The following is a 20049-nucleotide window of genomic DNA, read 5'->3' as shown; positions in this document are numbered from 1 at the left end:
ACGTAAAAGCCCGACAATTGCTGCTTGTAACGGATATCCGGTGGTCTGACAGGCGCTTGGGCAATGAGCGCAAAAAAATACTCACTTGAGCACTCGTCCCCATCACAAGCCAGCCCAGCTTGGGGCATAATGCCGCTCGTTCGCCGCGCAATCTCATTTATTACGAAATATCTCTGCGCGTTCACTACTATAGTCATCGAACATCGATATCGAATAGTTACCGAGGGAATCCATCCATGCCCTCTTTTTATTTCCCTCTTTGCAGTAGGGTTTTATTCAATGATCAAGTCGTTACGTCCATTGCTGCTCGCGTCGATGCTTTTGCCTCTGGCTCTCCCCGCCCACGCCGCCGTCATCAACACCACCCTGCCACCCAAGGTTCAACAGGCTCTGAAAGCCAGCAAACTCGGCGATAATGCGCTCTCGCTGGTCATGCTGCCACTCAACGGCCCTGGTACACCAACCGTTTTCAATGCCGATGTGTCGGTGAATCCGGCTTCCACCATGAAGCTGATCACCACCTACGCCGCGCTGGAAATGCTCGGCCCGACCCACCAGTGGAAAACCGAATTCTTCACCGATGGCACCCTGAGCAACGGCGTACTGCGCGGCAACCTGTACCTCAAGGGCGGCGGTGATCCCAAGCTGAACATGGAAAAACTCTGGCTGTTGATGCGAGATCTGCGAGCCAACGGTGTACAACAGGTGACCGGCGATCTGGTACTGGATCGCAGCCACTTCGTGCAACCACAGCTGCCGGTGTTCAACGATGACGGCAACGACGACAACAAGCCGTTTCTGGTCAAGCCCGACTCGCTGATGGTCAACCTCAAGGCCCTGCGCTTCGTGACCCGCAACGATGACGGCCGGATTCTGGTGTCGGTGGAGCCGCCGATCGCCACGGTCCGTATCGACAATCAGGTCAAGGCCAGTGCCTCAAAGCAATGTACCGGCGACGTGCGCTACAACCCGGTGACGCAACCGGACGGCAGCGTCAACGTGACGGTGACCGGCCAACTGGGTAACGGCTGCAACTCGCAGACCTATCTGTCGCTGCTCGATCACCCGACCTACACTGCGGGCGCGGTACGCGCCATCTGGCAGGAGCTGGGCGGCACCATTCAGGGCAAGGACCGCGTCGGCGTACTGCCCGGCAACGCCAAGCTGCTTGCCAAGGCATTTTCGCCAGACCTGGTGGAAGTCATCCGTGACATCAACAAATTCAGTAACAACACCATGGCCCAGCAGCTGTTCCTCAGCCTGGGCGAAGAGTTTCGCAACGAAGCCGACGGCGACGACGGCAAAGCGGCGCAACGGGTAATCCGTCAGTGGCTGGCGAAAAAAGGTATCACTGCGCCACATCTGGTCATGGAAAACGGTTCCGGGCTGTCCCGCGCAGAACGCGTCAGCGCCCGTGAGATGGCGGTTATCCTGCAAGCCGCATGGCGTAGCCCGTATGCCGCCGAATTCATGAGTTCCATGCCTCTGGCCGGGCTCGACGGGACGATGCGCAAACGCCTCAAGCGCACGCCACTGCTGGGCGAGGCCCATATCAAGACAGGCACGTTGAACACCGTACGCGCCATCGCCGGATTCAGCCGCGACAACAACGGCAACACCTGGGCGGTAGTGGCCATTCTCAACGATCCACGCCCTTTCGGCGCATCGTCAATTCTGGACGAAGTACTGATCGATCTGTACCGCCAGCCCAAACTGGCCAGCACCACGGTGTCGATCCAGCAGCAGTAACATCGTAGCCACCGAAGAGGCCCGCGTTGCAGCGGGCATCTTGGTTTCACATCAGCCTGTTTCAAACACATCAGTTGCAAACGCGACTCAGATCATTCCGCCAGACAGGCGCGTCGCGTCCCAGACAAGCGCGTCGCGTCAAGGCTGCTCCGGCTCAACCCGATCCCGACCGCCCTGCTTCGCTGCGTAGACGCCCGAGTCGGCGCGCAGCAACATGGCATCGATGCCTTCACCTGCCCGCCTGCTCGCAACCCCGAAGCTGGCCGTCACCACATGATCGACTCCTTCGATAACCTGACTGCGCAACGCCTCGCGCAAACTCAACGCCAGTTGATAGGCCTGTGTGCCACGCGTGCCCGGGCACACCACCATGAACTCTTCGCCACCCAGACGGCAGAACACGTCGTCACTGCGTAGTCGCTGGCTGATCTTTTCCGAAATGGACCTGAGCACCTGATCGCCTGCGGCGTGCCCGAAGCGGTCATTGATGCGTTTGAAGTGATCGACGTCGAGCATGATGATCGAAAGGTCACCACCGTGCCGGTCGATCCTTTTCAGCTCGGCCTGCATGCGGTCCTGAAAAAAGCGCCGGTTGTAGGCACCGGTCAGTACGTCGGTGACCGAAAGCGCTCGCAACTCCTGCTCGACGCGCTTGAGGTCGGTGATATCAGATACAAATCCGTGCCACAGCACGCTGCCATCGGCCAGCCGCTCCGGCGTAGAGGCAGCGCTAAGCCAGCGCAGCCCCTTGCGCGGCAACTCGACCCGGTATTCCTGGCTCCAGGCTGTCAGGTGCTTCGCACTGGAAAGAATCGAGGTTTTGATCCGTGTCAGATCGGCGGGGTGAATGCGCCGCATCAAGGCCTCGGCGTCGCCAAACAACTGTGCCTCATCCAATTCGAACAGCTCGCACATACCCGCACTGGCATACCTGAAACGGGCGCTGCCATCGGCAGACAGGTGGTACTGATAGATACCGCCGGGCACCTGCGAGCCGAGTTTTTTAAGCAATTGCCCCTGTTCGGCCAGGGCCTGGTTGACGCGCTTGTGTTCGGTGACGTCGATGCACACGGCAAGATAGCCGGTCCACAGCCCCTGATCGTCACGCACTGCAGTGACCAGCATATCCACGACCAGAGTACTGCCGTCACTGCGCTGCAGCGTCCATTCCTGCGACGGATGAGTGCCGTCCTGTACAGCGTCGAGAAACATCAGCTGGGACGCGCTGATCGGCTTCCCGCGCTGCCGGCTCAGGCTGCTCGCGCGGGCCTCCAGCTCAGCGGACTGATAGAGGTCCATGAGACGGAACTTGCCCAGTATTTCTTCCTGAGGATAACCCAGCATCTTCTGCGCGCCGACGTTGAACATGTTGATCACCCCGTCCAGATCAGTAGCGATGATCGCCACCTCGGTCGCGGCGTCGAGCACGTTGCGCAACTGCCCGTGCGCGGCACGCAACTGCAATTCACGCTGGCGCAGCTCACGGGTGCGTTGCGCAACACGCTGCAAGGCTCGCTGACGCTGACTGATCAGGGTGTAGAGCAACGCGCTGAGCATCAGGCTCAGCAGACCGCCAAGCCACATCACCCGGCCCGGCATCATGATCTGATTGCTGAGATTGAAAATCTGCGTCGGGCGGACTTCAATCAGGTAATCCCTGTCGCCCAGGCTCAGCAAGCTGCTGGCGTACAGCCGATTGCGGATGGCGGCAACCGGCGACTCGTAAATCGGCTCGGGCTTTGCTGGCGAGCTGAGGTCCTGCATGGTCACCGCGAGGCTGTCCTGCTCAGCGGTCCCCACAGTCATCAATTGCGCCAGGCTGATAACGGCCGTCACATACCCGTTCAGCTCAGCAGGCGTCCGGGTGGCCGAGAACACCGGCGCCACCAGCAAGATACCGTAGGCGTCGGGCGGGTCCAGCAGGCGAATACGAGGCGTGGCGACAATACGCTTGAGCAGGCGCGCGCGTTCCAGAGCGGAACGGCGCACCTGCTCAGAGGAAATATCAAACCCGAGTGGCGACGGCGTTTTGCTGACGGTTTGCAGGAAGCGCACCGGAAAATACTCAGTGCGCGCACCGGCCGTTTTCAACGCGCCTTTTTCGTCCATCTCGCGTATGGCGTAGTCCGTTATGCCGTCCTTGCGCGCCTGCTCCTCAAAAGCTGCCCGCTCGGCACTGGTGACCCGAGGGGTCCAGGCATACGCCTGGGTTCCCAAAAGCAACGGTGCGACGAAGCCGTCGAATTCCGACTGATCAACCTGCCTTGAATAGATAAAGAAGCGGCTCAGCGTATCCAGCCGGGTGACCTGCCGGTCCAGACGCTCTTGTAGACGGCTGAAGCGCTCCGCTGCGAGCATGTCGAAACGCTGGCGTACCTGACGCTGATACAGCTCGTTGTCCGCCAGCGCCAACATAACAGTCAGCGCCACGCCGATCAGAAAAGCCAGAACCGCTATCAGCCATGCAGCGCGCTGACCATTGATAAAACTCAGAATTCTGAGCCTGAAACGTTTAGCGGTCATAGACAGAAACTCATGACGCCAACGAACTGGAGCGTCAAGCTGGCTATTGATCTTTTATAGCTACTCGCCAGTAGTTTGCCTAGTGGGCGATGAACAAACCTGTACAAAGTTGCTGCACGTCAGCTCACCGCCCCAGGCTTTACAGGCTCAAGCCCGCGCCATTATTTTCCAGGCGCGGTGGATCTTGCCGTTGCGGGCGAAGTCCGGGTCGATGGTCTGGGCGGTGATGTCTTCGACCGCGTAGCGCTGGCTCAGATTTTCATCGAGCACGAACTTGCGGAAGTTGTTGGAGAAATACAGCACGCCGCCCGGCGCCAGGCGCGCCATTGCCAGGTCGATCAGCTCGACCTGATCACGCTGCACGTCGAAAATGCCTTCCATGCGCTTGGAGTTGGAGAACGTCGGCGGATCAATGAAGATCAGCTCGTACTCGTCACGATTGGCCTGCAGCCAGGCCATCACGTCGCCCTGCTCCAGACGGTTCTTGTCGGAAAAACCGTTCAGCGACAGGTTGCGTCGCGCCCAGTCAAGATAGGTCCGTGACAGGTCGACGCTGGTGGTGCTGCGCGCACCGCCCTTGGCGGCATGCACACTGGCCGTTGCCGTGTAGGCAAACAGGTTCAGGAAGCGCTTGCCCGCCGCCTCACGCTGGATACGCATGCGCATCGGGCGGTGATCGAGGAACAGGCCGGTGTCCAGGTAGTCGGTCAGGTTGACCAGCAACTTGACGCCGCCTTCGCTGACTTCCAGAAACTGACCCTGAGCACTCTGGCGCTCGTACTGTTTGGTGCCGCTCTGGCGCTCGCGACGCTTGATCACCACGCGACTCTTGTCGATGTTTAGCGCCTGCGGAATGGCTGCCAGCGCGTCGAACAGGCGAGCCGAAGCCTTTTCCGGGTCGATGGTCTTGGGCGCGGCGTATTCCTGAACGTGAACCCAGTCGTGATACAGATCGATTGCCAGTGAGTACTCAGGCATGTCGGCGTCGTACACGCGGTAGCAATCGATGCCCTCGCGGCGCACCCACTTGCCCATCAGCTTGAGGTTCTTCTGCAGACGGTTGGCAAACATCTGCCCGCCTTCGCTCAGGCGAGCCTGCTCGACCACCACCGGTTCCGGCTTGATCGGGTTGCCATTCTTGTTGAGCTTTCTTTCGACAACTTCGACTTCGACCGGGTTGTCACGCTCGACCTGACGCTGTTCCGGGGTGCGACGCTCGCCGGTGACGAACTGGTCGGGCGTCACCTTGATCAGCAACAACTTGCACGGCAAGGCGCCGTTCCAGAAGGAATACTGTTTGTGGCTGCGAATACCCATGCGCTTGCCCAGATCAGGCGCGCCGGTGAACACCGCAGCTTCCCAGTTCAGGCAGGCCTGACGCAGGCGCTCGCCCAGATTCTGGTAGAGATACAGCAAACTGGCTTCATCACCCAGACGCTCGCCGTACGGAGGGTTGCAGATCACCAGACCTTTCTGGTTCTGATCCGGACGCGGCTCGAACGTTGCAACTTCGCCCTGATAGACCTTGATCCAGTCGCTCAGGCCAGCGCGCTCGATGTTGTTGCGGCCAGGCTGGATCAGACGCGGATCGGCTTCGTAACCGCGAATCCACGAAGGGGTTTTGGCCAGCCCGGCCTCGGCGCGTGCCAGCGCTTCGTCGTGCAGCTTGCGCCACAGGGCCGGAACGTGACCGAGCCAGGCAGAGAAACCCCAGCGCTCGCGCTTGATATTGGGCGCGATGTCGGCGGCGATCATGCCGGCCTCGACCAGGAATGTACCGACACCACACATCGGGTCAGCCAGCGCGCCGCCCTCGGCAGCAATACGCGGCCAGCCGGCTCTGATCAGGATCGCTGCGGCAAGGTTTTCCTTGAGCGGCGCAGCCCCCTGCTGCAGACGATAGCCGCGCTGGTGCAGGCTGTGACCGGAAAGGTCCAGCGACAGGATGGCTTCGCCACGGTCCAGACGCAGGTGCACACGCAGGTCCGGGTTGATCTTGTCGACGGAGGGACGTTCGCCTTCGGGCGTGCGCAGCTTGTCGACGATCGCGTCCTTGACCTTCAATGCACCAAAGTGGGTGTTGTCGATACCCGAGCCATGACCGCTGAATTCCACCGCGATGGTGCCTTCCGATTCGAGATGGTCGTGCCATTCGACATCGAGTACGCCGTGGTACAGGTCTTCGGCGTCCTTCATCGGGAACCGCTTGAGCACCAGCAGCACGCGGTTGGCCAGACGCGACCACAGGCACAAGCGATAAGCGGTCTCCATGTCGGCCGAGCCGCGAATGGCCGAGGTGTGCTCGCGGGTCTCTTGCAGGCCAAGCGCAGTGGCTTCCTCTGCAAGCAGGCCTTCAAGGCCCTTTGGGCAAGTGAGGAAAAGTTCGTAGCGATCCGACATGTGTATTCCAGGGCCTGAGCCGTCTGCGGCGGGCAACGCATTGCCCTGCCAGATTTGAACAGGCGTCTTTCGTGGAGAACGCCTGCGTGGCACTTGATGTGTGCCGGTCCACCGCATGATCCTGTCATGTCATTGCGGCAGTTAAGCTGCACATTAAAACAGATATCGAGGCCTGCAATGTTGGCAATAAAGATGCTGCCGAAAAGCCCGACTCGAAAAGTCACATTTTATCGGCCGATCAGTGACCCTTCGTCGCTTGTGTGGGCAAGGCAAACAGCCACCATTTGAGGTTGATAAGCGATCTCAATTCGTCCGCAAACCCGCGTCTGAAGGGGGCTGCGTAAAAAATCAGTGTTGACGCACCCCAACGCTTATTGCTGGACAGACCAGAATGTGACGTGCTTATGACAAAACGATCATTCACACCGCCCTGCGCTTTGGTTAGAAATCAACACAGGTCATCACTGCAACGGTGATGGCATCAAGGCCCGCCACGCCGGCAGCGGGCACCAACGGCAGAACATTCTGCCCGACCTCATCACGGGGTCTCAGGGATATTACAGTCAACAGACGAGGGCATTACCCTATGAGAAGACTTAAGCGTGATCCGTTGGAAAGAGCATTTTTACGCGGATATCAATACGGCGTTCATGGTAAATCCCGTGAGCTTTGCCCTTTTACTCTACCGTCAGTACGCCAGGCATGGATCAATGGCTGGCGCGAAGGACGCGGCGACAACTGGGACGGTATGACCGGCACTGCGGGCATCCACAGACTCAACGAACTTCACGCGGTCGGATGAGGCGATTCATAGACATTCAGGCCTCGACGGGCCGTCAACATGATTGACTGATTCACACCTGTACCATGCACGCCCGACCCGGGCGGCGGGCCAACGCCCAGGGGCTCTCTCGAAGAGCCCCTTTTTTCGGGTCCTGATTCAGCCTGCGGTGCGTGGCATTGCCGCGATGGCGTCCACCGACTGGCGAATCAGCGCCGGGCCTTTATAGATGAAACCAGAGTAGATCTGCACGAGACTGGCACCGGCTGCGATCTTCTCGGCCGCATGCCGGCCTTCGGTAATCCCGCCCGCCGCGATGATCGGCATGCGCCCGCCCAGCTCGCCAGCCAGCACCTTGACGATATGCGTGCTTTTTTCGCGAACCGGCGCGCCTGACAAACCGCCTGCCTGATCAGCATGCGGCAAGCCTTCGACGCCCTGACGGCTCAGCGTGGTGTTGGTGGCAATGACCGCATCCATCCCCGATTCGATCAGCGCAGCAGCGACCAGCACGGTTTCTTCATCGGTCATGTCCGGGGCAATCTTGATCGCCAACGGCACACGCTTGCCATGCAGTTGCGTGAGTTCCTGCTGACGCAGGCTCAGGGCCTGGAGCAGTTGCTTGAGCGAATCGCCGAATTGCAGACTGCGCAGACCCGCTGTATTGGGTGAACTGATGTTGATGGTGACATAGCTGGCGTGGGCGTAAACCTTGTCCAGGCAGATCAGGTAATCATCCACTGCACGTTCGACCGGCGTGTCGAAGTTCTTGCCGATGTTGATACCCAGAATGCCGCGGTATTTGGCCGCCTGGACCCTGGACACCAGATGATCGACACCCAGGTTGTTGAAGCCCATACGATTGATGATCGCCTCGGCATGCGGCAGGCGAAAGAGACGCGGCTTGGGATTGCCCGGCTGCGGACGCGGCGTCACGGTGCCGATCTCGACAAAGCCGAAACCCAGTTGTGCAAAACCGTCGATGGCCGCGCCGTTCTTGTCCAGACCGGCCGCCAGCCCCACAGGGTTAGGGAATTCCAGGCCCATGACGCTGACCGGCAGATTCGCCGGAGACTTGCTCAGCAGACCGTTGAGCCCCAGCCGCCCGCCTGCACCGATCAGGTCCAGCGAAAGGTCATGCGAGGTTTCCGGGGAAAGTTTGAACAGTAACTGGCGGGCCAGGTTATACATGGCGGGATGGGCTCGTGAGCAGCTGAATTCAGGGTGGCGATTATAGCCGTGTGCGGGCGGCTCAAGCGAGGTGCGCGATAAACTTCCTGCCACATGACGCTGGCATATGCCTTGCTTGGATCGGTTATCGGGCACGTACTCCAACGAAGGAACCGTGCATGGACAATGGCGTCGCTTCAGCCCCTTGCACTGGCATCGGGTCGAACGGCGCCTTTTTTCTGGATGGGCTTTTTATGAAGTGCTCGCTATGACTGAACCAACCAGCAACGCCCTGGACTGGGTAGCCGGCAGCGACGCGCCGGAAATCAACAGCCTGGACGTCGGCTTCATGGCGTTGACTGACTGCGCGCCGCTCGTGGTCGCCGCGACGCAGGGCTTTGCCCAGCCTTACGGGCTGAGCCTCAACCTCAAGCGCCAGACCTCATGGGCCGGGCTGCGCGACAGGCTGGTCAGCGGGCAGCTGCACGCAGCACACAGCCTGTATGGCCTGATCTACGCCGTGGAACTGGGCATCAGCGGCGGCCCGGCGACCGACATGGCGATCCTGATGGGCCTCAATCAGAACGGTCAGTGCATCAACCTGTCCAGCGAATTGCAGCAAGCGGGCGTGATCACGCCTGAGGCACTGGACAAACGCGCGCACCAAAACGGTTCGCAACTGACCTTCGCGCAGACTTTTCCCACCGGCAATCACGCCATGTGGCTGTATTACTGGCTCGCCAGCCAGGGCATTCATCCGCTCGACGATGTGAACAGTGTGGTGGTGCCGCCCACCCAGATGGCGCAGCACCTGCAAGCCGGGCGCATCGACGGGTTCTGTGTCGGTGAGCCGTGGGGTGCCAGCGCAGTACAGCAGCAGCTGGGTTTCACCATGGCCACCAGCCAGGCGATCTGGCCCGACCACCCAGGCAAGGTGCTCGGCTGCACGCGCGAATTCGTCGAGCAGAACCCCAATACCGCCAGAGCGCTGATCATGGCGGTACTTGAAGCCAGCCGCTTCATCGAGCAGAACCCGCACAACCTGTGCAGCACGGCGCAATTGCTCAGCGGCACAGAGTATCTGGACGCGCCGCTGGACTGCATCGAACCGCGCCTGCTCGGCCATTACAGTGACGGGCTTGGCAACCACTGGCAGGACCCGCATGCGGTCCGGTTCCACAATCAGGGCCAGGTCAATTACCCGTGGCTGTCCGATGGCATGTGGTTCATGACCCAGTTCCGACGCTGGGGGCTGTTGCGCGAAGACCCGGACTACCTGGCAGTCGCCAGCCGCGTCCAGCAACTGGACCTGTACCGTCAGGCAGCCGACGCGCTGGGCATCAGTGTTCCGGCTGCCCACCTGCGCAGCAGTCAGCTGATCGACGGCAAGGTCTGGGATGGCAGTGATCCGGCTGGCTATGCACGCAGCTTCAAACTTCACTCGCTGGCCGATCCCGCGCCTGCACTGGCCAGTCGTTGACGGAGGACGTGAGCATGCTGCGTATTCTGCTGATCAATGACACACCCCGAAAAGTCGGTCGCCTCAAATCCGCACTGACCGAGGCCGGGTTCGAGGTGATCGATGAGTCGGGGCTGATCATCGACCTGCCCGCCCGCGTTGAGGCGGTGCGCCCGGATGTCATCCTGATCGACACCGAATCCCCCGGCCGCGACGTGATGGAACAGGTGGTGCTGGTCAGCCGCGACCAGCCGCGGCCGATTGTGATGTTTACCGACGAGCACGATCCGGGAGTGATGCGTCAGGCGATCAAATCCGGGGTCAGCGCTTACATTGTCGAAGGCATTCAGGCGCAACGGCTGCAACCGATTCTCGACGTGGCCATGGCCCGCTTCGAAAGCGATCAGTCGCTGCGGGCGCAACTGCATGCCCGCGATCAGCAACTGGCCGAGCGCAAGCGCATCGAACTGGCCAAGGGGCTGCTGATGAAGATGAAGGCGTGCAACGAGGAGGAGGCCTACACCCTGATGCGCCGCCAGGCGATGAGTCGCCAGCAGAAGCTGATTCAGGTGGCCGAACAGATTATTGCGATGAGCGAGCTATTGGGCTGACCGCACGCAGAACGCCTGCACAGGCAGGCGTTCTCGCTTCGCAGGGCTAAGTTCTGTCAGCTCAGCGTCACGTCCTTCATGGCAGGAATGTAGCCGTAATCATATTCCTCCTGCACGAACGAGCGATCGCCTTTCAGCAGGATTCTCACGGTCGGCGCTTCGGTCCCGCCGATACGATAATCCTCGCCTTCGGTGGGCACGCTGTCGATGAACGACGTTACCAGTCCGTTCGGCATGACACAGTGGGAATACGTCTGGAACGGCTGCTCGGGCGGATTGCCAAGCACCAGACCAGAGGCGTTCATGGGCCGGTAAGGACCGAACAGATGCTCGCCGACAAAACCATAGACACCATCCGGCCCGGTCACGCCATCGGCGTAGGTAAACTTGTGGCTGATGGTGAACAAATAATATTTACCGTCCTGGAAGACATAGTGCGGACGTTCGGTCTGATCGTTAACGCCCACCGCAGTCACCAGCGGTGGAAGTATTTCCCATTCTTCACCCGTCAGGTCTTTCGCCACCGCCAGGCCGATACAGCCGACCTGGAATCTGGCACCGCCAACTTCTTCGTGGCCCGGTGGCACAGGGCCAAGTTCCGTGACGCCAACCGTATGTGAACCACGCTCGCCCGCGACGTTACCTTCAAAGACCATGTACAACTTGCCATCATTGGGGTCAATGAACGGACTTGGGTCGCGAAAGTTCCAGGTCGAGTTTTGCGCTTCGGTCTGATAATAAGTGCCGTCGGCTTCAAAAAGAATTTTAACGTCGTTAAAGTCTTTCAACTCTACGCCCTTATCGGATGTCACGATGCGGCCGCGAACTTTGGCAATCGAGGCACCGGGTGTCACGCAGGTGTAATACAGATCGATATCGCCCTGGTCGTTCAACAGGATCGGTGTGCCCGCCCACTCTCGTGTCGTCGGCGATACGCCCTCGGCCATCACTCGGCCACCGAAGATCCAGTCTTTGCCGGTGCGCGAGTACCAGTAGCACATGCGCGCCCTGCCGTGGCGGTCTTCCCAGTCGCGCTTGATGTCGTAGCGGCCATTGGCACCCAGGTACTGCGGATCATCAGGGTGGCGGTCAGCCGTCAATGTCAGGATGACCGACCAGCCGTTGACCGAAACGACCGTGCCGTCCAGCTCGCGCAGCGGCATGGTGTCCCAGATGAATACCGTATCGCTCATGACCGGAAAGTCCGGGCTGACCAGTGGCTGCGTGGTGGTGGGGTCGTTTTCGTTGACCTTCAGCGCATCGGCACGGGACCAGACAGTGGGTGCGTAATTGATGTTACTCATGATGATGTATCCTTTATTGGCGCCCTTCAAAGCAGCGCGAAGAGGAAGACAACACGGCCGAAAAGTTGCATGGCCGAGGTGCATGTGAAATCGGGCTTCCCTTTATTTAAGGCAGCAGGAGCCCGAAAAAAGAGCGAGTAGCCGATTACTTCTTTCAAAGTAAACACTTATCGGAATTGACAGACGACCTTGAGATAAAGCCGCACTGATGAAGAGTAATATCACCGTCTATTCGACGGGCCGTGTGGGTGTCGGCAGGACGGATGCTGTCAGAGATACTACAGAAAGTAAATTAACTATTTGCAGCACTGACGTACCAAAAGACTCACCGGATAGTTAATTAATAAATATTCACACTTATAGATCATCGATATTAAGACCGTCATATGGCAGCATCGAAACAGCATCATATTGACAGTACGCAACATTAAAACTGGTGGCACATAAATATAATATCCAGCATATTGAACTTAATAAAATATCAACAACCGCTGCATTATTTTTTCATTATCAGCCGGCTGACAGCAGCCGGCATGAGCTGCACAAGCTCCGGGGCCGGCGGCCCGCCCTTTTTTGCAGCGTCCTTTCTGATCAGCGCCCGCTTCAAGGTCATTGGCCCGGTCAACTACACCTCCCGACAGTCCCCCAGACCCGCTTGCAGCTTGCCGCTAAACCGCTTGCCCCTGCTTTGGCCCGTCTATTGCTAATGCAATTGCACAGGTAGCCAACGGCGGCTACCACCGATTACGACAAAGACGTCGCTCATCTCTTTCCGCTCCGGTGGATGGAGAGGCGACGTTTTTGGCGTTTGGCCCCGGCGAAGGGGCCGGTGGAGTCGCCCGAAGCACTCCGCCACAACGTCTGGAACAAACCGTGTCGTGGCCATGCCCCGACTGCCCCCCCTAGCCGATGATGAGGTGTGCCAATGGATACAAGCTTCTGGAAGGCCGGCCATAAACCGACCCTGTTCGCTGCCTTTCTGTATTTCGACCTGAGCTTCATGGTCTGGTACCTGCTCGGCCCGCTGGCAGTACAGATCGCCACCGACCTGCAGTTGACCACCCAGCAACGCGGCCTGATGGTGGCCACGCCGATTCTGGCGGGCGCAGTGCTGCGTTTCTTCATGGGCCTGCTGGCCGACCAGTTGTCGCCCAAGACGGCTGGCATCATTGGCCAGGTGATCGTCATCGGTGCGCTGTTCGCGGCCTGGCAACTGGGCATTCACACCTACGGCCAGGTGCTGCTGCTGGGCCTGTTCCTCGGCATGGCCGGTGCGTCGTTCGCCGTTGCGTTGCCGCTGGCGTCGCAATGGTATCCGCCACAGCATCAGGGCAAAGCGATGGGCATCGCCGGTGCGGGCAATTCCGGCACCGTGCTGGCTGCGTTGATCGCCCCGGTGCTGGCCGCCAGTTTTGGCTGGGGCAATGTGTTTGGTCTGGCCCTCATCCCGTTGGTGCTGACGCTGATCGCTTTCAGCCTGATGGCACGTAACGCTCCGGAACGCAGCAAGCCCAAGTCTGTGGCGGACTACCTCAAGGCCCTCGGCGACAAGGACAGCTGGTGGTTCATGTTCTTCTACAGCGTGACATTTGGTGGGTTCATCGGTCTGGCCAGCGCCCTGCCCGGCTACTTCAACGACCAATACGGCCTGAGCCCGATCACTGCCGGTTACTACACCGCAGCCTGCGTATTCGGCGGCAGCCTGATGCGCCCTCTGGGTGGCGCGCTGGCGGACCGCTTTGGCGGGATCCGCACATTGACTGTGATGTACGCGGTGGCCGCAGTCGGCATTGCAGCAGTTGGTTTCAACCTGCCCAGTTCGTGGGCCGCCCTGGCGCTGTTTGTCGCGGCAATGCTCGGCCTGGGTGCCGGTAACGGCGCAGTCTTCCAGTTGGTGCCGCAGCGCTTCCGCAAGGAAATCGGCGTCATGACCGGGCTGATCGGCATGGCCGGTGGTATCGGCGGCTTTCTGCTGGCGGCCGGTCTGGGCAGCATCAAACAGAATACCGGCGATTACCAGTTGGGCCTGTGGCTGTTCGCGGGGCTGGCCGTGCTGGCCTGGTTCGGCCTGCTGAACGTCAAGCGTCGCTGGAGAACCACCTGGGGTTCGGCTGCCGTGACGGCGGCCCGGGTCTGAGGCGCCAATGACGCTGCAACTGCGGTGTGCGCACTTCAGCGCCAGCGGGCCGCGAGCGGAGAATCAGGACGCTCTGCGCCTGGTCACTCCGGTAGCGGCGCTGGCCGCCAGCAAGGGGTATCTGTTTGCCCTTGCCGACGGCGTCAGCCAGTGTGCCGATGGCGCGCTGGCGGCCCAGTCCACCCTGCAGGCACTGGCGCTGGATTATTACGCCACGCCGGAAACCTGGGGCGTGGCCCAGTCTCTTGATCGACTGCTGCTGGCACAGAATCGCTGGTTGCTGGCCAACGGCCTGATGACCACCCTCAGCGCACTGGTGCTGCGTGGTAGACGCTTCACCCTCGCCCATGTCGGTGACTGCCGGGCTTATCGCTGGCAGGCCGGGACGCTCAAGCGCATCAGTGAAGATCACGTCTGGGAACAGGCCGACATGCAGCACGTGCTCAAGCGCGCGCTGGGCCTCGATCAATACGTAGTCATGGATTATCTGGACGGCGAACTGGACGAAGGCGAGCGGCTGTTACTGGTCAGCGACGGCGTCTGGGCAACGCTGGGCGATGCCAGCATTCGCTCGATTCTTGGCGAACAGGATGACCTGGACTCAGCGGTAAAAACCCTGGTCAGCGCGGCACACCTGGCGGGCAGTCAGGACAATGCCAGCGCACTGCTGATTCAGGTCGACAGCCTTGGCGAAGATGATCTGGGCGACGCGCTGTTACAGTTGCGGCAGTGGCCGCTGCCGCCGGCACTCAAACCCGGCCAGATTTTCGAAGGCTGGAACATTGGCAGCATCGCGGCGCAATCCCGTCAGTCGATCCTCTATCGGGTGAAAGATGCCCATGGTCAGCCCTGGCTTTTGAAGACCCTGCCTGTCAGCCGCCATGACGAAACCGGGGCCGGTCAAGGCCTGTTGCTCGAAGAGTGGTTTCTGCGCCGGGTTGCCGGACGTTTCTTTCCCGAGCTGCATCCGCTCGCAGAGCGCCAGCACTTGTATTACGTGATGCGCGAGCATTCCGGACGCACCCTGGCCGAACTGTTCGCCGCTGGCGGCCCTTTACCGCTCGCACAGTGGCAGGATCTGGCGACCCGACTGTTGCGCGCCAGCGGCCTGCTGCATCGACGCAATATCATTCATCGCGACATCAAGCCGGAAAACCTGCTGCTGGGTGATGACGGCGAACTGCGGCTGCTGGATTTTGGTCTGGCCTTTTGCCCCGGCCTGTCCGCTGTCAACGCCGACGACCTGCCCGGCACGCCAAGCTATATAGCCCCGGAAGCCTTCAATGGCGTCGAGCCAGCGCCACGACAAGACCTGTATGCCGTCGGCGTGACGCTGTATTACCTGCTGACCGGTCATTACCCCTACGGCGAGATTGAAGCCTTTCAACATCGCCGCTTCGGGACGCCGACCCCCGCCAGCCGCTATCGACCCGATCTTCCACAATGGTTGAGTCAGAGCCTCGACAAGGCGCTGCAAGCCGACCCGGAACTGCGCTACGAAACGTCCGAGCAATGGTTGCTGGAACTGGAGCAGGCCGAACATCGCCCGGTCGTCGTACGGCCACGGCCGTTACTGGAACGCGAACCGCTGAAGGTCTGGCGCACGCTGGCGCTGGTTTCGCTGCTGCTCAATCTGCTGGCGGTTATCTGGTTCATGGGCCGCCACTGATCAATAGCCTGTCGACAAGCTGCCGCCCCGCTTCTGTGCGACCCGCTTCAAGGCGGTGCAGAAATACGCTTCACCCTTGATGTTCTGCCCCGGCACACAGCCGAATGCGAGTTGGCACAAGCGCTGCATGACATGTTTCAGATGATTCATAACGCGCAGCCCTCAACGATGACGGCTGCGCCTCCCGAGATAACGGGATCGGACAAAGGCGTCCCTGTCAGGTAACTGACGGGACGCCTTTTTTTGTTTGCACGCACTGTGTCGGGCGCGCTGTGTGGCGACTCGGAGGCAAAATGAAAAAACTCAAACTGGTGATGATCGGCAACGGCATGGCCGGCGTGCGCACCCTCGAAGAGTTGTTGAAATTGAGCGAAGACCTGTATGACATCACGGTCTTCGGTGCCGAACCGCACCCCAATTACAACCGCATCCTGCTGTCCCCGGTGCTGGCGGGCGAACAGGATTTCGCAGACATCGTGCTTAACGATCTGGCCTGGTACGACGCCAACCACATCCAGTTATTGCTCAACCGTCGGGTGGTGAAGATCGACCGCAGCCAACGCCTGGTCATCGCCGACGACGGCACAGAGGCGCACTACGACCGACTGCTGATCGCCACCGGCTCACGCCCGTTCATTCTGCCGATCCCCGGCAACACGCTGGAAGGCGTGATCGGCTATCGCGACATCGGCCATACCCGGCAGATGATCGATATCGCCGCTACCCACAAGCGTGCAGTGGTCATCGGCGGTGGCCTGCTCGGGCTGGAAGCGGCCAACGGCCTGAGCCTGCGCGGCATGCAGGTCACGGTGGTGCATAACGGGCAGACGTTGCTGGAACGCCAGCTGGACAAGACCAGCGGCCTGATGCTGCAAGCGGCGCTGGAACAGCGCAGCCTGCGTTTTCGTCTGAGTGAACAAACCGAAGCCCTGCTGGGCGATGACAAGGGTCGGGTACGGGCAGTGCAATTCAGGAACGGCGAGGTGATCGACGCTGACCTGGTGGTCATGGCTGCGGGCATCCGCCCCAACACCGAACTGGCCGAAGCGGCAGGCCTGCCCTGCAACCGCGGCATTCTGGTCAACGACACCTTGCAGACCTATGACCCGCGCATTTATGCCATCGGCGAATGCGTCAGCCATCGCGGCATCGCCTACGGCCTGGTTGCACCGCTGTTCGAGCAGGCGCGGGTCTGCGCCAATCATCTCGCGCAACTGGGTTTTGCCCGCTACTCCGGCTCCATCACGTCGACCAAGCTGAAAGTCACCGGCATCGACCTGTTCTCTGCCGGTGACTTTCTCGGTGGCGAAGGCACCGAGAGCATCACCCTTTCCGACCCGCTCAGCGGGGTCTACAAGAAGCTGGTGATCAAGAACGACGTGCTGGTCGGCGCCTGCCTGTACGGCGACACCGCAGACGGCACCTGGTATTTGCAGCAGATTCGCGAGGGCCAGGGCATTGCTGCAATCCGCAACCAGCTGATGTTCGGCGAACCGGCCCCTGCCGAGGTCGCCTGCGCATGACCAGCCTGGCCATTCACACTCCAAAGGTCACGGCCTCTACCTGCTGCTATTGCGGGGTCGGATGCGGCGTGCTGATCGAACACGACGGGCAGAAAATCCTGGGTGTCAGCGGCGACCCGACGCACCCGGCCAACTACGGCAAACTGTGCAGCAAAGGCTCGACCCTGCACCTGACGGGCGACATCGAAGCCCGCGCGCTGTACCCGGAATTGCGCCTGAGCAAAGGACTGGCGCGCAGCGTTACCGATTGGGATACCGCGCTGGAGCATGCTGCCAACGTGTTCGCCGAGAACATTCGCGAGCATGGCCCGGACAGCGTGGCGTTCTACATCTCCGGCCAGCTGCTGACCGAGGATTACTACGCGTTCAACAAACTGGCTCGCGCGCTGGTCGGCACCAACAATATCGACAGCAATTCGCGGCTGTGCATGTCGTCGGCGGTGGCCGGTTACAAGCGCAGCCCGGGGGCGGACGCACCGCCGTGCAATTACGAAGACATCGCGCTGAGCGACCGCGTGATGATCGTCGGCAGCAACATGGCCTATGCGCATCCGGTGCTGTTCCGTCGCCTGGAAGAAGCCAAAAATCGTCGCCCGCAGATGAAGCTGATCGTCATCGATCCGCGCCGTACCGACACCTGCGAGCTGGCGGACCTGCACCTGGCCATTCAGCCGGGGACGGACGTGGCGCTGTTCCATGGTGTGTTGCATCTGTTGATGCGCGACAAGCAGGTCGACCTGGATTTCATCGCCGCCCACACCCAAGGCTATGAAGAACTCGCAGCGCTGGCTGACGATTATCCACCAGAACGCGTGGCGACACTTTGCGGCATTACGCTGCAACAGTTGCACACCTGCGCGCACTGGATCGGCGAGTCGCCCAGCGTTCTGTCGCTGTGGTGCATGGGCTTGAATCAATCCAGCGCGGGCAGCGCCAAGAACAGCGCGCTGATCAATCTGCACCTGGCCACGGGTCAGATCGGCCGTCCGGGCGCAGGCCCTTTCTCGCTGACCGGACAGCCGAATGCCATGGGCGGACGCGAAACCGGCAGCCTCTCCAACCTGCTGCCGGGCCATCGCGACGCGGGCAATGCCGAACACCGTGCCGAGGTGGCCGACTACTGGGGCGTCGACAGCCTGCCGGCCAACCCCGGCCTGTCGGCTATCGAACTGTTCGAGCAATTGCAGAGCGGCACAATCAAGGCACTGTGGATTGCCTGCACCAACCCGGCACAATCACTGCCCGACCAGAACAGAATCCGACAAGCGCTGGACACCTGCCCGTTCGTGGTGCTTCAGGAAGCTTTCAAGACCACCGAAACCGCACGCTTTGCCGACCTGTTGCTGCCCGCCGCCAGTTGGGGTGAAAAAGACGGCACAGTGACCAATTCGGAGCGACGCATCTCTAATGTACGCAAGGCTATTGCAGCCCCCGGCGATGCGCGCCCCGACTGGGCGATTAGCGTGGATTTCGCTCAGCGCCTGCAAAAACGCCTGTGCCCGGACGCTGACGCGTTGTTTGATTTCCAGACCCCCGAGGCGCTGTTCGACGAGTTCAAGGGCCTCACCGCTGGACGCGACCTGGACATGTCGGGCATCAACCGCACGCTCATTGACCAACAAGGCCCGCAACAATGGCCGTTTCCGGCTGGCGCAACAGGAGGTACAGCACGCCTGTACGCGGACGGCGTGTTCCCGACGGTTTCCGGGCGTGCGCAGTTTCTATGCGAACCCTATGTCGCGGCCAGAGAGCTGCGTGACAGCGAATACCCGCTCACCCTTAACACCGGACGGCTGCGTGATCAATGGCACGGCATGAGCCGCACCGGCACCGCAGCCCGCCTGTTCGGGCATGTCAGCGAGGCGGTTTTGAGCCTTGGTACACAGGAAATGCAGCATCATGACCTGCAAACCGGCGACGTGGTGCGCCTGATCAGCCGCCGTGGCGAGCTTTTTTTACCCGTGAGCCGCGATGACAACATCGCGCCCGGCCAGGCGTTCCTGCCTATGCACTGGGGCGACCGTTTCCTCAAGGGCGGCGTGAACGTTCTGACCCAGCCAGCGTTTGATCCGGTCTCGAAACAGCCGGAGCTCAAGCATTCCGGGGTGAGGGTCGAAAAAGCCCGACTGCCTTGGCAGTTCTTCGCCCTGATTGAGAGTAACGTGCAGCAACGCATGGAGAAATTGCGCCCCCTGTGCGACGTGTTTGATTACCTGAGCATGAGCCTTACCGGTCGTGAACGCTCGGCACTGATCATCAGTGCCGCCAGCTTCGCAGCACCCGACCCGTTGCTGTTGCACGAAATCGACAGCCTGCTGGGTCTTGATGAAGGGCCAGTGCTGGCGTACGACGACCCGGCGCGCTCGATTGGCAAACGGGTACGGATTGATAACGGACGCATTACCGCTATCCGCCTGGCCGGTGAGACCGTCGCGCGGCACTGGTTGCAAGCGCTATGGCAGGAAGAACGTGTCGATGCCTCTCTACGACGCTGGCTGCTGGCCCCATTGAGCAGCGAGCCCGGCAAGGAATCGGCACAGCATCGGGAAAAGACCCTGTGCAACTGCATGAACGTCAGCCAGAGCGCGGTAATGAGCGGTATCGAACAGGGCCTGAACCTGAATCAACTAAAGACCCGGTTAGGCTGCGGGACCCAGTGCGGGTCCTGTGTGCCGGAAATAAAAAGACTGATCAATGCCGTGGCGGTGAGTGAATGAGGAATA

Annotated in this window: 12 protein-coding genes and 1 pseudogene; 8 read left to right on the top strand and 5 right to left on the bottom strand. The window is 60.5% G+C overall.

The genetic code is table 11. The features are described from left to right. Window positions 1-279: 279 nt before the first annotated feature. Complete coding sequence (gene dacB, locus I9H07_RS09195) at window positions 280-1749, top strand: D-alanyl-D-alanine carboxypeptidase/D-alanyl-D-alanine endopeptidase (RefSeq protein WP_024673668.1); 1470 nt, start codon at window positions 280-282, stop codon at window positions 1747-1749. A 138-nt stretch (window positions 1750-1887) separates the two neighbouring features. On the opposite strand, the gene I9H07_RS09190 is transcribed toward dacB, so the two are convergent. Both I9H07_RS09190 and rlmKL read right to left on the bottom strand, forming a co-directional pair. Continuing rightward, on the bottom strand, window positions 1888-4272 hold the full coding sequence (locus I9H07_RS09190) for a sensor domain-containing diguanylate cyclase (protein ID WP_236425251.1): 2385 nt from the start codon (window positions 4270-4272) through the stop codon (window positions 1888-1890). A gap of 147 nt (window positions 4273-4419) precedes the next feature. After that, window positions 4420-6672 (bottom strand): bifunctional 23S rRNA (guanine(2069)-N(7))-methyltransferase RlmK/23S rRNA (guanine(2445)-N(2))-methyltransferase RlmL, encoded by a 2253-nt coding sequence (gene rlmKL, locus I9H07_RS09185; protein WP_024644903.1) that lies wholly within the window; start codon window positions 6670-6672, stop codon window positions 4420-4422. Window positions 6673-7258: 586 nt separating this feature from the next. On the opposite strand from rlmKL, the gene rmf reads away from it, so the two are divergent. Next, window positions 7259-7474, top strand: a complete 216-nt coding sequence (gene rmf / locus I9H07_RS09180) for a ribosome modulation factor (protein WP_002553055.1) — start codon at window positions 7259-7261, stop codon at window positions 7472-7474. A 138-nt stretch (window positions 7475-7612) separates the two neighbouring features. Here the strand turns inward: rmf and I9H07_RS09175 are convergent, their stop codons facing one another. Continuing rightward, window positions 7613-8644 carry a quinone-dependent dihydroorotate dehydrogenase gene (locus I9H07_RS09175; RefSeq protein ID WP_024673670.1) on the bottom strand — a complete coding sequence of 344 codons (1032 nt, stop codon included), beginning with the start codon at window positions 8642-8644 and terminating at the stop codon, window positions 7613-7615. A 247-nt stretch (window positions 8645-8891) separates the two neighbouring features. Here I9H07_RS09175 and I9H07_RS09170 point away from each other — a divergent pair, with 247 nt between their 5' ends. Further along, window positions 8892-10103: a CmpA/NrtA family ABC transporter substrate-binding protein gene (locus tag I9H07_RS09170; RefSeq protein WP_024673671.1), complete on the top strand. Its 1212-nt coding sequence runs from the start codon at window positions 8892-8894 to the stop codon at window positions 10101-10103. Window positions 10104-10117: 14 nt separating this feature from the next. Continuing rightward, complete coding sequence (locus I9H07_RS09165; RefSeq protein WP_024673672.1) at window positions 10118-10693, top strand: ANTAR domain-containing response regulator; 576 nt, start codon at window positions 10118-10120, stop codon at window positions 10691-10693. 56 nt (window positions 10694-10749) lie between these two features. On the opposite strand, the gene I9H07_RS09160 is transcribed toward I9H07_RS09165, so the two are convergent. Beyond that, entirely contained in the window at window positions 10750-11997 is a 1248-nt protein-coding gene (locus I9H07_RS09160; RefSeq protein ID WP_024673673.1) for a glycoside hydrolase family 68 protein, read from the bottom strand. 925 nt (window positions 11998-12922) lie between these two features. Here I9H07_RS09160 and I9H07_RS09155 point away from each other — a divergent pair. Continuing rightward, window positions 12923-14134 (top strand): nitrate/nitrite transporter, encoded by a 1212-nt coding sequence (locus I9H07_RS09155; RefSeq protein WP_024673674.1) that lies wholly within the window; start codon window positions 12923-12925, stop codon window positions 14132-14134. Window positions 14135-14141: 7 nt separating this feature from the next. Then, window positions 14142-15803 carry a bifunctional protein-serine/threonine kinase/phosphatase gene (locus I9H07_RS09150; protein WP_024673675.1) on the top strand — a complete coding sequence of 554 codons (1662 nt, stop codon included), beginning with the start codon at window positions 14142-14144 and terminating at the stop codon, window positions 15801-15803. On the opposite strand, the gene I9H07_RS09145 is transcribed toward I9H07_RS09150, so the two are convergent. Then, complete coding sequence (locus I9H07_RS09145; protein WP_162839738.1) at window positions 15804-15953, bottom strand: hypothetical protein; 150 nt, start codon at window positions 15951-15953, stop codon at window positions 15804-15806. A gap of 143 nt (window positions 15954-16096) precedes the next feature. On the opposite strand from I9H07_RS09145, the pseudogene I9H07_RS09140 reads away from it, so the two are divergent. Together I9H07_RS09140 and I9H07_RS09135 are read left to right on the top strand one after the other, a co-directional pair. After that, window positions 16097-17314 (top strand): annotated as a pseudogene (locus I9H07_RS09140) (NAD(P)/FAD-dependent oxidoreductase); the annotation flags it as partial. A gap of 8 nt (window positions 17315-17322) precedes the next feature. Then, window positions 17323-20043: a nitrate reductase gene (locus I9H07_RS09135; protein ID WP_248957206.1), complete on the top strand. Its 2721-nt coding sequence runs from the start codon at window positions 17323-17325 to the stop codon at window positions 20041-20043. The last annotated feature ends 6 nt before the right edge of the window (window positions 20044-20049 follow it).

Source organism: Pseudomonas syringae (assembly GCF_023278085.1).
GTDB classification, from domain to species: domain Bacteria; phylum Pseudomonadota; class Gammaproteobacteria; order Pseudomonadales; family Pseudomonadaceae; genus Aquipseudomonas; species Aquipseudomonas syringae_Q.
The sequence above is the reverse complement of the archived record's forward strand: the minus strand, read 5'-3'. Positions and strand labels throughout refer to the sequence as shown.

Coding starts and splice junctions, on each gene's coding strand:
- I9H07_RS09175 (WP_024673670.1), bottom strand. CDS start 8,644: ATGTATAACCTGGCCCGCCAGTTACTGTTCAAACTTTCCCCGGAAACC.
- I9H07_RS09190 (WP_236425251.1), bottom strand. CDS start 4,272: ATGACCGCTAAACGTTTCAGGCTCAGAATTCTGAGTTTTATCAATGGT.
- I9H07_RS09145 (WP_162839738.1), bottom strand. CDS start 15,953: ATGAATCATCTGAAACATGTCATGCAGCGCTTGTGCCAACTCGCATTC.
- dacB (WP_024673668.1), top strand. CDS start 280: ATGATCAAGTCGTTACGTCCATTGCTGCTCGCGTCGATGCTTTTGCCT.
- I9H07_RS09135 (WP_248957206.1), top strand. CDS start 17,323: ATGACCAGCCTGGCCATTCACACTCCAAAGGTCACGGCCTCTACCTGC.
- I9H07_RS09160 (WP_024673673.1), bottom strand. CDS start 11,997: ATGAGTAACATCAATTACGCACCCACTGTCTGGTCCCGTGCCGATGCG.
- rmf (WP_002553055.1), top strand. CDS start 7,259: ATGAGAAGACTTAAGCGTGATCCGTTGGAAAGAGCATTTTTACGCGGA.
- rlmKL (WP_024644903.1), bottom strand. CDS start 6,672: ATGTCGGATCGCTACGAACTTTTCCTCACTTGCCCAAAGGGCCTTGAA.
- I9H07_RS09150 (WP_024673675.1), top strand. CDS start 14,142: ATGACGCTGCAACTGCGGTGTGCGCACTTCAGCGCCAGCGGGCCGCGA.
- I9H07_RS09165 (WP_024673672.1), top strand. CDS start 10,118: ATGCTGCGTATTCTGCTGATCAATGACACACCCCGAAAAGTCGGTCGC.
- I9H07_RS09170 (WP_024673671.1), top strand. CDS start 8,892: ATGACTGAACCAACCAGCAACGCCCTGGACTGGGTAGCCGGCAGCGAC.
- I9H07_RS09155 (WP_024673674.1), top strand. CDS start 12,923: ATGGATACAAGCTTCTGGAAGGCCGGCCATAAACCGACCCTGTTCGCT.